Consider the following 12,933-nt stretch of genomic DNA (forward strand, 5'->3'; position numbering starts at 1 on the left):
TTATATATTTCGTATTGATAGCCATTTTTAAATTTATTAAACAATCAACATTGTAATGCATATGCCTATTATTCATAGCACCTAATGCTGATTGTTATAGCATAAATAACGATATATCAAACACTACTACTGATTATTACTCTTTTATTTATACCGCAATTATATTATTGACGAGGACATTGATGAAGCACTCTTATCTTGCGCTTATAATGGCAGCTGTACTATCTGGAGCTGTATTGGTGGGCTGTGACAATGATGGCGATGCTGCTGGAGATGCAGCACAACAGCAAATGCCTCCATCTGTCGTCAACGTCCAAACCGTAACCTTCGAAACCGTACCTCAAGTAAAAACCTTTGCTGGTCGTACCACAGCCTACCAAACCGCAGACATCCGCCCACAGGTTAGTGGCGTCATTGATGAAATACTTTTCCGTGAAGGGAGCTCTGTCAAAAAAGGTCAGGCACTTTATCGTATTAATACGGACAATTATGCTTCTTCTGTAACGAGTGGTCGAGCAGCTGTCGCACAGGCTCAGGCCAACTATCAAACAGCATTGGCAAACACGGCCAGCAGCAAAGCTACCTTGGTGAGTAATCAAGCATCATTAGCACAAGCACAAAGCGACTTACAGCGATTGAGTGGTTTGGTCGAAATTAATGCCATATCTAAACAAGAATACGATCAAGCTGTGACAGCTGTACGCACAGCCGAAGCAGCGGTAGCAAGCGCACGCGCAGCTATTGGCCAATCACAAGCCAGCGCCGCAAGCGCAAAAGCGAGTATTGCAAGCGCAAAAGCGGGTTTAAAAGCCAGTGCCCTAGACTTTAGTCGCACGATAGTACGTGCACCCATTTCTGGTCGTAGTGACCGCTCAAACTTTACTGCTGGTGCGTTGGTTAGTGCCAGTCAAACTGATCCGCTCGTGACAGTTTCACGTCTAGATCCTATCTATGTCGATATCAGTCAGTCTTCATCCGAGCTGCTAAAATTGAAGCAACAAATCGCTGCAGGCAAAGCACAAGCGGGACTGAATAGTGTTGAGTTGGTATTAGAAGACGGTACCGTTTATCCCGTTAGTGGTCAATTGGCTTTATCTGAAGCACAAGTTGATGAATCAACTGGCGCCGTCACTCTACGCGCAATTTTCCCGAATAGTAATGATATTCTACTACCGGGTATGTATGTAAGTGCGCGTTTGACCCAAAGTGTCATTACCAACGCAGTATTGGTACCACAAAGCGCGGTCACCCGCTCTACCAAAAATGAAACTCAAGTTTATATCGTCGATGAAAACAATAAAATTAAAGTACGCCCTGTAACGATCAATGGTACATATGAAGGCAAATGGATAGTGACTGACGGTCTAAAAGAAGGCGACAAGCTAGTGGTCATCGGTGGCTCAAAAGTTAAGCCTGATCAAGAAGTCGTTGCCAAGCCTGTAGAAAATGCTACGCCAGCATCAACTGGAAATAGCACGCCTGCTAGTACTTCGGCCAAAACACCACAGCAAGCAGCAACTAAGAACCCTGCTGACAGCAACACGGCCAAGAAACCTGCGGAAGATGCAGCTAACTAATTCCATTCAAAGATAGGAAGACTTAGGGATATACTATGTCACGTTTTTTTATTAATCGCCCTATTTTTGCATGGGTATTGGCTATTTTAGTCATGCTCATCGGGGTGATATCGGTCATTAATCTACCGATCGAACAGTACCCACGTATTGCACCGCCGACTGTTACAGTTAGCACAAATTACCCTGGTGCCAGTGCGCAAACCGTTGAAAACTCAGTGGTCCAGATCATCGAACAAAAAATGAAAGGTCTTGATGGTTTGATGTATATGTCATCAACCAGCTCGTCAAACGGTAGCGCATCAGTGACGCTCACCTTTGAGACTGGTACTGACTCTGATACCGCTCAAGTACAGGTACAGAACAAGCTTCAAGCAGCAACAAGCTCACTACCTGAATCCGTTCAGCGTCAAGGTGTCACGGTCAACAAATCCTCTAGCAGCTTTTTGATGGTGCAAGCATTCATCTCTGAAGATGGCAGTATGGATCGCGGTGATATCGCAGATTACATTAACTCAAACATCGTTGATCAGATCAGCCGTGTCGAAGGTGTTGGTGAAGTTCGTGTATTTGGCTCTACCTACGCGATGCGTATCTGGCTAGACCCTGCACGCTTACGTAGCTATAACTTGATGCCTTCTGATGTCATTACTGCCGTCGGTGCGCAAAATGCGCAAGTCTCTGCAGGCCAGTTAGGTCAAGCGCCCGCTGACACTGAACAACAAGTCATCAACGCAACTGTAACGGTACAAAGCTACCTACAGACCCCTGATGAATTTAGAAACATATTATTGAAAACGGATGCCTCAGGCGCGCAAGTACGCTTAAGCGATGTCGCAGATGTTGAGATTGGAAGTCAAGACTACAGTGTTAACTCACTATTTAACGGTCAAGAAGCTGCTGGTATGGGTATATCCTTGGCAGGTGGCGCTAACGCACTTGATACGCGCGAAGCACTTGGTGCTCGTATGGCTGAGTTGGAACGAAACTTTCCTGCTGGCCTAACCACGGTTACTCCTTATGACACGACACCATTCGTTCGGTTGTCTATTGAGCAAGTAGTACATACGCTCATCGAAGCTATTGTGCTTGTATTTATCGTCATGTTCATTTTCTTACAGAACTGGCGTGCAACGATTATCCCGACATTGGCTGTACCTGTGGTACTTTTGGGTACCTTGTGTGTGCTGTATATCGCAGGTTTTAGTATTAACGTTCTGACTATGTTTGCGATGGTACTGTCTATCGGACTATTGGTCGATGATGCCATCGTAGTCGTAGAGAACGTCGAACGGATTATGGAAGAAGATCCTGACATTTCTGTCAAAGACGCTACCGTTCAATCGATGGGTGAAATTAGTAAGATTGTTGTTGGTATTGCTCTGATTCTATCAGCAGTATTTGTACCTATGGCGTTCTTTAGCGGTTCAACTGGTGCTATCTATCGTCAGTTCTCCATTACCTTGATTACCAGCATGGTACTATCGGCTTTAGTTGCCCTTATCTTTACCCCTGCCCTGTGTGTGACCTTGCTTAAACGTAGCAAGAGCCATGACAAGAGTAATATGGCCACTCAAAAAGGTTTCTTCGGTTGGTTTAACCGTAGCTTCTCTAAAGCAAGCATCTCTTATGAGCGCTTCGTGGGTAAAAGCTTCGGTCGTAAATGGTTATATTTAATTGGCTATGCTGCCATTATTGGTATTATGACGGTGATCTTTTTACGCATTCCTAGCTCGTTTTTGCCAGAAGAAGATCAAGGTATTATGTTTACCTTAGTTCAGCTTCCCTCTGGCTCTACACTCGATCAGACACAAGACGTACTGGATAAAGTTAGAAACTATTACGATACTCAAGAAGCCGATAATATTGCCTCTGTCTTTACCGTTGCAGGCTTTAGTTTTGCCGGATCAGGCCAAAACATGGGTCTGGCGTTTGTACGCTTGTCGGATTGGGATGAACGCCCAGGTGATGAAAATACCGCGCAAGCTGTGGCTGGCCGAGCAATGGGGTACTTCTTTACTCAGATTAATGAGGCGCAAGTATTCCCCATTGTACCGCCCGCTATTACTGAACTTGGTAATGCCAGTGGTTTTGACTTGATGCTACAGGATACCGGAAACGTCGGTCATGAAGGGCTGCTCGAAGCCCGCAATATGTTGTTGGGTATGGCCGCTCAAAACGACCAAGTCTCTGGTGTACGTCCTAACGGTCAAGAGGATGCACAGCAGCTGAAAGTCAATGTCAATCAAGAACAGGCCGCTGCATATGGCTTGTCGATGTCCAGTATCAATAGCGTTATCTCGACCGCATGGGGCTCAAGTTATATCAATGACTTCGTTGACCGTGGTCGTATTAAGAGCGTTTATGTACAAGGCGAGCCGAGTAGTCGTACCAATCCTGACGATCTTGGTAAGTGGTATGTACGTAATGACAATAACGATATGATTTCATTCGATGCGTTCTCTAGCAGTGAATGGCAGTCAGGTTCTCCGCGTCTGACCCGTTACAACAGTTTCCCTTCTATGAACATTCAGGGTTCTGCTGCTGCTGGACTCAGTACGGGTGAAGCAATGGCGGCGGTAGAGACGATGATAACCAATCTGCCTGAAGGCGTCGGTTATGAGTGGACAGGCACGTCACTTGAAGAGAAAAAATCAGGTGCTCAGGCTCCATTGCTATATGCAGTCTCGCTCTTAGTGGTATTCTTATGTCTAGCTGCTTTGTATGAGAGCTGGTCGATACCTTTCTCTGTCATATTAGTTGTACCACTTGGTGTTTTAGGCGCAGTACTATTTACATGGATGCGCGGCTTCGCCAACGATGTTTATTTGCAGGTAGGTTTGCTGACTGTAGTTGGACTGTCTGCTAAAAATGCGATTTTAATTATCGAATTTGCAAGAGATTATCAAGACGCTGGTTATAGTCTTAAAGAGTCAGTGATGACGGCAGCGCGTCAACGCTTGCGCCCAATCATTATGACATCGCTTGCCTTTGGCCTCGGGGTTGTACCATTATTCTTAGCCACTGGCGCTGGTTCTGGCAGCCAAAGTGCTATTGGTACCAGTGTACTTGGTGGGGTTGTTAGTGCCACTATATTAGGTGTTTTCTTTATTCCCATGTTCTATATCTGGATACGTAGTATCTTTCCTCATAAATATGAGAATAACAAGCCAAATGATAGAGACGATGGTGATGATACACCAAATGGTGATCCACAAAGTCCGACTCTCTCTAAGAGTTATCAGCCTGTGAACTTAGGAGACAATACATAATGAGTTTTCGTTCGATTTTTACCTCAAACTCAGCACACGCGACAGTCAATATGACTGCCAGCGTGGGCGCAACGACAGGTGAGTGCCCCGTGACCTCTACCCTTTTATTACCATCTCGCATTCGTAAAAATGGTGTGCGGCTAATAGGTCTAACAACCCTAGCAATCAGTATGGCTGCTTGTAATACGATTCCGAAATCAGATATAAACCCTGTGCTGGCTCAGCCTAATGTTCCAATCAACCAAGCCTATGAAGCATACGATAAGGACACGGCTAGTAGCGCTGATCAGGCCAGTATTGCCAGTCAGCGCTGGCAGAATTTTTATAGCGATGAGCGCTTAAAAGCTCTCATAGCACTGGGTCTTGAAAACAATAAAGACTTCGAAAGCGCACGTCTAGCCATTGAAAAAGCACGTGCACAATATCGAATCACGGATATTAGCGACTTGCCAACGATTGATGGTAGTGGCAGTTATTCTCGCGGTGCCCAAAACAGCACTGATCGTAACGCCAGTAATAGCTACAATGTTAATCTGGGTTTAGCAAGCTATGAGCTGGATTTTTGGGGTAAAATTTCAAGCCTAAAAGATCAAGCCTTACAGAACTTTTTGGCCACCACAGCTGCAAAAAACACCACTCAAATCACGCTCATCAGTAATATTGCCCAGAGCTATGCCAATCTAAGTTATAGCCTAGCCCAACTTGAGTTGGCGTCCAAAACTTATGAAAGTCGTAAAGAGTCACTCTTTATCACCACCAAACGCTTTGAAGCAGGCATTGATGACAAACTGGCTTCTTTGCAAGCGAGCGCCTCATTAGAAGACGCCAATCTTGCGATGTTGAGTGCTCAAAGCAGTGTTTTGACGGCACGTAATGCTTTGCAGTACTTAGTTGGTGCACCTATACCTAGTGACCTTCGGCCTACGCCTTCGGTTACCAATATTACTAACCAGCAAATATTTAATACTGGATTACCTAGTGAGTTGCTACGCTATCGCCCAGATGTGCTACAAGCAGAATACAACTTGAAAGCTGCTGGTGCCAACATCGAAGTAGCACGTGCCTCTTATTTCCCATCTATCAGCCTGGCCAGTAATATCGGTGTTAGTAGTGGCAGTTTGGATGATTTATTCAGCAGTGGTTCATTTGGTTGGTCATTTGGTCCAAGTATTAGTGTGCCTATTTTCGATGCTGGTAGCTTAGATGCCAATTATGATGTGGCTAAGATTGAGCGCGACCAAACGCTGACTGCCTATGAAAGCTCTATTCAAACGGCGTTCCGTGAAGTCTCTGACGTCCTCGCAACACGAGCAACATTAGGCGATCAGCTCGATGCACAATATCGTTTGCAAGACAACTATGAGCAAACTTATAATATTGCCAATGCACGCTTTAAAGCAGGTGTCTCTAACTACCTAGACGTACTTGATGCACAACGTTCTTTATTCTCAACGCAGCAGGGTATTTTGAATTTAGAGCTACAAAAAGTCATTAGCCAAATTGAGTTGTATCAAGCGCTCGGCGGCGGTGCCAATCTAGACGTACCAACTGATATTCCAGTACCGCAGCATACCAACTTGGCACAAATAGCGAATGTGTCAAACTACGGTAATAAGACAAAAGCCACCAATGCAGTTAATGCTGCAGGCTCAGCACGCGTGGTTTCTTTAGAGGAAGCATCAGCGATTGAACAAGCGCAACCATCTGAATCCACAACCTTTAGACCTACTACCGAAGTTGATATTAATAACGATGGTACAACGGATGCGACTGTAGGAGTAATCACGGAAAAGACGACTTTTAACAAGAGCACTGTTGAGCCAGCATCTGTCACACAGACAACTAATCCTTAAGGATACTCGTCCTTAAGCTTGATAGAGGCATTATCTCATGGCCATATCATAAGATCAGCAGTCGATAAGTACAAAAAGCCCTACCGACTTGGTAGGGCTTTTTGCTTTCTACTATCACTATTGGTTATAGTAGCGTTAGATATTTTTAATATCATTAAATAACGCTGTTGTTATAACCATCTGTGATAAAAAACCTAAATCAAAATCCAGATAAAATCCTATAGTGAGAAAAACATGACTTATACTTTCAATCGCCAATACCCTGCTACTCGCTTACGCCGCCTACGTTATAACGATAATGTACGTGCCATGATTCGTGAAGTTGAGCTACATCCTAAACATTTTATCGCCCCTGTCTTTGTACTAGAAGGTGAGAACCAGCGCGAAACGATTGCTAGTATGCCAGGTGTCGAGCGCCTATCCATTGACTTACTGATCCACTACGCCAAAGAATTACTGGCAGAAGGCGTTACAACCATCGATATCTTCCCAGTGATTGATAACTCATTAAAAACAGCTGATGGCAGATCAGCTTATGACGAAAACGCACTAACGGCACGTACAATAAAGGCGGTCAAAGATGCCGTACCAGAAATGGTAGTTATGACCGATGTTGCCTTAGACCCTTATACCTCACACGGTCAAGATGGTTTGCTAGATGACACTGGCTATGTCATCAATGATGCAACCATTGAAGTGCTAGTCAAGCAAGCATTGGTACATGCTCGTGCAGGTGCGGATATCATCTCCCCAAGCGATATGATGGATGGCCGCATTAAGGCCATGCGTGATGCGTTTGAAGCCGAAGGTTTTGTCAATACCGCCATCATGGCCTACTCAGCAAAATATGCATCCGCTTATTATGGTCCATTCCGTGATGCGGTCGGTAGTGCTGGCAACCTAAAAGGTGGACATAAAAAACAGTATCAGATGGACTTTGGCAATCGCGCAGAGGCATTGCATGAAGTGGCCATGGACATCAATGAAGGTGCTGATATGGTCATGATTAAGCCTGGTCAGCCATACCTAGACTTGATTCGTGAGGTCAAAGATACCTTTGGTGTACCGACCTTTGCTTATCAAGTCTCTGGTGAATACGCGATGCACATGGCTGCCATTCAAAACGGCTGGCTCAGCGATGCCGTCATCTTAGAGTCTTTAATAGGCTTCCGCCGCGCTGGTGCTGATGGTATCTTGACTTACTTTGCTCTAGAAGCAGCACGTCAATTAAACAATGCCTAACATGAAGTAAAGAGTATTTCATCTCATAAAAAAACGCCCCAACTACCTAATAGTGGTTGAGGCGTTTTTTCGTCTGAATGCTTTATTTTAATAAATAAAGCTATAAATGTGCACGGTCATGCGGCTCATTAAAATCAACCACTGGTCCCACAGGTATGATGCGAGTAGGATTGATATTGGCATGACTGGTGTAATAATGCTGCTTAATATGAGCCATATTCACCGTCTCCGCAATACCTGGCACTTGGTATAACTCACGCAGATAGCCCCATAGATTTGGGTAATCAACGATACGATGCAGGTTACATTTAAAATGTCCGACATACACAGCATCAAAGCGCACCAAGGTCGTAAACAGTCGCCAATCTGCTTCCGTTATCGTATCACCGACCAAATAGCGCTGGCTGGATAAGCGTACCTCTAACGTATCTAGCGCGGCAAACAGCTCCGTCACTGCCTCCTCATAAGCTGCTTGCGTAGTCGCAAAACCTGCTTTATACACGCCATTATTTATCGCAGGATAAACAAAATCATTGATCTCATCGATTGCTGTTAATGACTCTATCGGTAGAAAATTACCCGCCAATGCACCAACTTCGTCAAAGGCTGAATTAAACATACGAATAATCTCTGCCGACTCATTACTAACGATGGTATTGGTCTTTTTATCCCATAAAACGGGTACCGTGACACGTCCTGTATAGTCCGGTTTTGCCGCCCTGTATATCTCATATAAATAGCTCGCATTTACGATAGGATCAGCGATGACACCTGAACCATCTGAGAACGTCCAGCCATGCTCACCCATATAGGGATGGACGACAGAAAGTGAAATCATATCTTCCAAGCCTTTGAGCTTACGATAAACTAAAGCACGATGCGCCCAAGGACAAGCTAACGAAACATATAGATGATAGCGATTGGCCTCAGCTTTAAATCCCCCTACACCTGACAGTCCTGCGCTGCCATCTACCGTGACCCAGTTTCTAAAACCTGCATCTTCACGCTCAAAGCGTCCACCGCTAGATTCTGTGTCATACCATTTGTCTTGCCACTGCCCATCTACCAATAGACCCATATTCTCCTCCAACTTATGCTTATTTCATTCTTGGCAATCAAGATTCATTTGAAATCATTATCACCAAAACTCAAGATATATCATATCAGTTCAGCCTTGATAAATAATAGGAATGACACTTTTATTAACAATAAAAACTAAACACAATTAAATTAGTATTTAATATAAATAAATAATTAACACTAATAAATATTCTATATCTGACGCTTTATCAAATATTATGATAATAAGTGAGTATTGTGATAGAAAAGGCTTGCAAAGTTTGAAAAACTTGCTAAAATGCATGACCTAAATAGGCGTATAGCTCAGTTGGTTAGAGCGCTACCTTGACATGGTAGAGGTCGCTAGTTCGAATCTAGTTACGCCTACCACCTTCAAACCCTTACAGACACCAGTTTGTAAGGGTTTTTTAATGTCTGCACGTTTTATGTCATGCTTATTAGCTTGTTTGTTTTGTGCGTTTTGTGCAAAAATGAGCGATTATAAACAATTATTTACGCCAAGATTACGCCAATGAAAATACCTAAACCGCGCAAACGTGGTGATGCTTATCGTATTGAGATTATGATCGACGGCAAACGCCAGTCAGCGACACGCGATACTGTGCGTGAGTGTGAGCAATGGGCAGCGTCAAAACTACTGGCTGCCAAAGCCGGCCACAAATCTGAAATAGATGATAAGTCTCCCATGTTGCTGACCGAGCTGATGACGCTACACTATGAGCGCGTGAGACAAAAAACCAAGGGTGCCAGTTACGATGCTCAAATGATGCGGTTATTAAGACGTGATTATTCGTGGCTCACCAATTTACGTGTTGTCGATATCACACCGCAAGTATTGACCAAATATCGTGATAGTCGATTACGCCAAGTTACGCCAAGTACGGTCAGACGTGACTTTAGTTATCTATCAAGCGTGATGGGTTACGCTGTCACTGATCTGTTTGCTATTCCGCACAATCCATGCCATGACGTTAATAAGCCAAAAGACAGCAAGCCAAGACGCAGACGTATCAATCAGAGCGAGCAGGACGCTATCATAGTAGCTTGCAACTTTGAGATAGGGCAAACCCCTATCAACACGTATCAGTGGGCTGGGTGGCTGTTTGTATGGGCGTTAGAGTCTGCTATGCGCCGTGGTGAGATAATGAGCATGACGTGGGATAATGTGCATGATAGATTTGTGCATCTGACAACGAGCAAATCAGGTGATGCGCGCGACGTGCCAATTAGTCCGACGATGCGATTATTGCTTGATAGCGTGATCCGTGATGATGGGTATGTTGTCGATGCTAAAATTGAGGGTGTTGATACCGCTTTTAATCGAGCATTAAAAAAGACTAGCATTAAAGATTTGCAGTTTAGAGACACAAGGCATGAGGCTATTAGTAGATTGGTTAATACCAAACGGCTGCCTGTTGAGATACTGGCTAAGATAACTGGTCATAAAAAACTAGAGACACTGCTAAACGTCTACTATAATCCGACCGCTGACGAGCTTTATAACAGTATGTATGGTGATTAACTCAAATTTTAGACACAAAAAAACGCCCCGCCAAATTAATGACGGGGCTTAGGTTATTTCTAGTTATTTAGTTTCATTGACTTGGCTGTTTTTAATCTCTTGAGGTAATTGGTGTTTTTAGGCTCATATTTGACTGCCTTATTGAAACAGCTGACAGCACCTTCGAGGTTTTCTGATTTAATATAGCAAAGTCCAAGCCCATAATGCGCGGCCGCATTTTCAGGCCATACTTTTATTACTTTTAAGTACGCTCGTCTTGCTTGCGCTATTTCGCCCATGAATCGTAATGAATCAGCTACGCCTAAATTAGAAACTGCCCGAGCATTTAAAGCAGATGCTACAGAAAAATGCTCAAGCGCTTCTACATGCATTTTTTCACCATTAAGCGCAACGCCAAGCAATCTTCTTGCTTCAGCACACGCAGGATAAAGCTGCACAGCTGTTTTCAGCTTAGTTATTGCAAGAGAGTAATCTTTATCTCTTATAGCGCACCAACCAAGATAAAAGCTTTCAGGAAAGTCTTTTTCTTCAAGTGCTCTACCGAATTCTTCCATTTCAGGAAAACTCGCTCCATTGATCCAATCTAAAAGCAGTGGCTCTAAACGGTCACGGTTTCGCAGATACCCAGCAGGACCATGTCCGACATATCTCATTGTGTGTACTGCAACACCTGGCACTGATAACATTCTTTGTGCGCAGTAAATGTCGATAGGGTCTTCTTCGCCAGCAATCAAAACAGCATCAATACCGTCTTTAAAACTCTCCGCTAAATCCTGATGCTGAATATCAACTGAGCGGTCTGCTTTTCTAAAATACTGACTGTGCGGTATATCCAATAGAGTTTCAGCACCAAAAGCGATAATTTTTGCACCCAGCAAGCCGCCTATCAATAATGCTCCATATCCGCCCATTGATTGACCAGTACAAAAAACCTCATTTACGTTCTCTTTTAACATCCAGTCTTTAATAGACTTGATCGTTGAATCTAAGTCAGTACCAATTCCACGAACACCATCTTGATACCAAGAGTTGCACCAACCATTCACAAAAAGTATATTGGCATCTGCTGATAAATGATTGCCAACTTTCCAAAAGTTAAACTGTTTTGGTTTTGCGCCTGTAGCGGTGAAAAAGATAACAAGTTTATTAGATTTTTTATTACGTATTAATTGGTGATGCTCTCCTGATTCTTGCAAGTCTCCATTACTTATAGCGCTAGAAGATAAAAAATTTCTAATACGATTATCGGCTCTCATGATTCACACCTTGGCAAGGTGAAACCAGTATACCTGTTTGATTATCAATGCCAAGAGCTAAATTTTAGACATAAAAAAAACAACCCCATTCTAATTAAAGAATGGGGCACAGGGCAAACCTATTCAAATGCGGCTAAGCAATAATCAAACTATCCAAAAAGTTGACCGCATAATCTGCAATTAAATCATCTTTATCTGTGCCGTTGATTATCTTACGCGCTTGAATAAACTCAAAGTACAGTCCGTAGGTGATGCAGCGCGATAGCGATAGGCCAGTGAATAATCCACCCAACATACCAGCAATCATAATATCAGCTGCGTGCTTTGGCTGCATTGCCAAATCAGGGTTGTTAACCAAGTCTATATTTAGCAACTTACCCATTTTGACGTAGTTTGATAGCCATGTTAATTGCACATAGCCGCGTCCGTAATAAATATGCGGTAGATTGTCATATCGTGATCCGTCAATGTCCACATTGCTGCCATACTTGCGACCACGGCCTTTGCCATACTCAGCAATGGGTAACATGGTATGCGCTGTCTCATGCCATGCAGTGGCTAGCATATAAGCGACAAATGCGGGTGTTATAGCGTCGCTGTTGTATCTGTTGATTGCATCTAATACTGCATTGAATCCATCAACTTGTGATTGCTTAAAACCTCCAAAGTGCGCGCGTAGCTTATCCCAATCATAACCAACTTGCTTTGGGCTGCACAGTAAAGCGGATTGTGAGTCACCACCCCAAAACCCATCGGGCGTAGCTTTGACTTGCGCTTGCAACCGTCTTGTCGCTGCCAAGGCTCGATTGTGCATCTTAAGCTGATGAGCGTTCATCTGTTTAGCCATTTTTAGCTCCAAAAAAGCCCCATTAAGAGGCGGTGTTTAATCTTTATACTGTTTGCGGTGCTGCATATATGCCGTGTATCGCGTCATTAGTAGCAGTAGTAGCACCCATGCGACCGACCACAATACACGCGCTGTCGTGTAACCCCATGAGCCAGTCCATACGTCATCATCTGCCAGCCATGGCGGGTAGTGTGTTACTGCAGCAAACGATAGTAGCGCAAACACTGTAGTGGCATAATAAACTTGGACAGTGCATAAGAGGTTTATACTACCCCAAAGAAGGAAAC

9 protein-coding genes and 1 tRNA gene are annotated in these 12,933 nt (G+C 43.9%); 6 read left to right on the forward strand and 4 right to left on the reverse strand.

All coding sequences use genetic code 11. The features are described 5' to 3' along the window. Positions 1-182: 182 nt before the first annotated feature. The 4 genes from ACT3RN_RS10835 (at position 183) to hemB (ending at position 7,941) form a co-directional block, all read left to right on the forward strand. Positions 183-1,577, forward strand: coding sequence for an efflux RND transporter periplasmic adaptor subunit (locus ACT3RN_RS10835; protein WP_192518274.1), 1,395 nt, complete (start codon positions 183-185; stop codon positions 1,575-1,577). A gap of 35 nt (positions 1,578-1,612) precedes the next feature. Further along, on the forward strand, positions 1,613-4,846 hold the full coding sequence (locus ACT3RN_RS10840) for an efflux RND transporter permease subunit (protein ID WP_192991702.1): 3,234 nt from the start codon (positions 1,613-1,615) through the stop codon (positions 4,844-4,846). Then, positions 4,846-6,699: an efflux transporter outer membrane subunit gene (locus tag ACT3RN_RS10845; RefSeq protein ID WP_192518272.1), complete on the forward strand. Its 1,854-nt coding sequence runs from the start codon at positions 4,846-4,848 to the stop codon at positions 6,697-6,699. The genes ACT3RN_RS10840 and ACT3RN_RS10845 overlap by 1 nt, the downstream gene beginning before the upstream one ends. 234 nt (positions 6,700-6,933) lie before the next feature. Continuing rightward, positions 6,934-7,941, forward strand: coding sequence for a porphobilinogen synthase (gene hemB, locus ACT3RN_RS10850; RefSeq protein ID WP_192518271.1), 1,008 nt, complete (start codon positions 6,934-6,936; stop codon positions 7,939-7,941). 100 nt (positions 7,942-8,041) lie between these two features. Here the strand turns inward: hemB and ACT3RN_RS10855 are convergent, their stop codons facing one another. After that, on the reverse strand, positions 8,042-9,019 hold the full coding sequence (locus ACT3RN_RS10855) for a glutathione S-transferase family protein (protein WP_192518270.1): 978 nt from the start codon (positions 9,017-9,019) through the stop codon (positions 8,042-8,044). A gap of 294 nt (positions 9,020-9,313) precedes the next feature. Here ACT3RN_RS10855 and ACT3RN_RS10860 point away from each other — a divergent pair. Further along, positions 9,314-9,390 (forward strand) — tRNA-Val (locus tag ACT3RN_RS10860). 142 nt (positions 9,391-9,532) lie between these two features. After that, positions 9,533-10,543 (forward strand): tyrosine-type recombinase/integrase, encoded by a 1,011-nt coding sequence (locus ACT3RN_RS10865; RefSeq protein WP_442073111.1) that lies wholly within the window; start codon positions 9,533-9,535, stop codon positions 10,541-10,543. Positions 10,544-10,602: 59 nt separating this feature from the next. Here ACT3RN_RS10865 and ACT3RN_RS10870 read toward each other — a convergent pair whose 3' ends face one another. The 3 genes from ACT3RN_RS10870 to ACT3RN_RS10880 all read right to left on the reverse strand — a co-directional run. Further along, complete coding sequence (locus tag ACT3RN_RS10870; RefSeq protein ID WP_442073113.1) at positions 10,603-11,799, reverse strand: tetratricopeptide repeat protein; 1,197 nt, start codon at positions 11,797-11,799, stop codon at positions 10,603-10,605. 133 nt (positions 11,800-11,932) lie between these two features. Next, positions 11,933-12,646: a glycoside hydrolase family 19 protein gene (locus ACT3RN_RS10875; protein WP_442073114.1), complete on the reverse strand. Its 714-nt coding sequence runs from the start codon at positions 12,644-12,646 to the stop codon at positions 11,933-11,935. Between the two features lie 36 nt (positions 12,647-12,682). Further along, positions 12,683-12,933: hypothetical protein (locus ACT3RN_RS10880; protein ID WP_444518627.1), on the reverse strand; the 251-nt coding region annotated here is incomplete at its 5' end.

Source organism: Psychrobacter sp. AOP5-GZ1-6 (genome assembly GCF_052376345.1).
Lineage (GTDB): Bacteria > Pseudomonadota > Gammaproteobacteria > Pseudomonadales > Moraxellaceae > Psychrobacter.

Bases quoted from the DNA above. Each gene is read 5' to 3' on its own strand.
- ACT3RN_RS10870 (WP_442073113.1), bottom strand. From the start codon at position 11,799: ATGAGAGCCGATAATCGTATTAGAAATTTTTTATCTTCTAGCGCTATA.
- hemB (WP_192518271.1), top strand. From the start codon at position 6,934: ATGACTTATACTTTCAATCGCCAATACCCTGCTACTCGCTTACGCCGC.
- ACT3RN_RS10865 (WP_442073111.1), top strand. From the start codon at position 9,533: ATGAAAATACCTAAACCGCGCAAACGTGGTGATGCTTATCGTATTGAG.
- ACT3RN_RS10845 (WP_192518272.1), top strand. From the start codon at position 4,846: ATGAGTTTTCGTTCGATTTTTACCTCAAACTCAGCACACGCGACAGTC.
- ACT3RN_RS10855 (WP_192518270.1), bottom strand. From the start codon at position 9,019: ATGGGTCTATTGGTAGATGGGCAGTGGCAAGACAAATGGTATGACACA.
- ACT3RN_RS10840 (WP_192991702.1), top strand. From the start codon at position 1,613: ATGTCACGTTTTTTTATTAATCGCCCTATTTTTGCATGGGTATTGGCT.
- ACT3RN_RS10875 (WP_442073114.1), bottom strand. From the start codon at position 12,646: ATGGCTAAACAGATGAACGCTCATCAGCTTAAGATGCACAATCGAGCC.
- ACT3RN_RS10835 (WP_192518274.1), top strand. From the start codon at position 183: ATGAAGCACTCTTATCTTGCGCTTATAATGGCAGCTGTACTATCTGGA.